At 56.4% G+C, this 527-nt stretch carries 1 pseudogene; it reads left to right on the top strand.

The annotated features are described in order from the left end of the window. Positions 1-527: pseudogene (locus tag SO156_RS45900) on the top strand (protein kinase); the annotation flags it as partial.

Here is a 527-nt window from a genome sequence, read left to right on the forward strand (position 1 = left end):
CACAACCAGGCAATTGCCAATGAGATTGCCGGCCGTTTCTACGCAGAGCGCGGTTACGAGAAGATCGCGGCGACCTATTTGCGGGCCGCGCGGGCCTGCTACCTGCGCTGGGGAGCCGACGCAAAGGTCCGCCAACTCGAGGAGCTTTACCCGCACCTCAAAGTGGACAAGTCGATTGTGGATTCCACGGCGACGATAGTGACACCCGTCGAGCAGCTCGATTTGGCTACCGTAATCAGAGTCTCGGAAGCGGTGTCAGGCGAGATCGTTTTCGAGAAGTTGATCAACACGCTTATGAGTTCGGCAATCGAACACGCGGGCGCCGATCGAGGTCTTTTGATTCTTCCGCGAGGCGACAAATATCAAATCGAAGCAGAGGCCACAACCAGCAGTGACGATGTGAACGTGGTGCTGAAACAGGCGCGCGTCACGGCCGCAGATCTACCGAAATCTGTATTTGACTACGTCCTTCGGACAAAAGAGAGCGTTCTCCTGCACGATGCGTCCAGCCAGAACTCGTTTTCAGC

This window comes from Bradyrhizobium sp. UFLA05-125 (assembly GCF_059803515.1).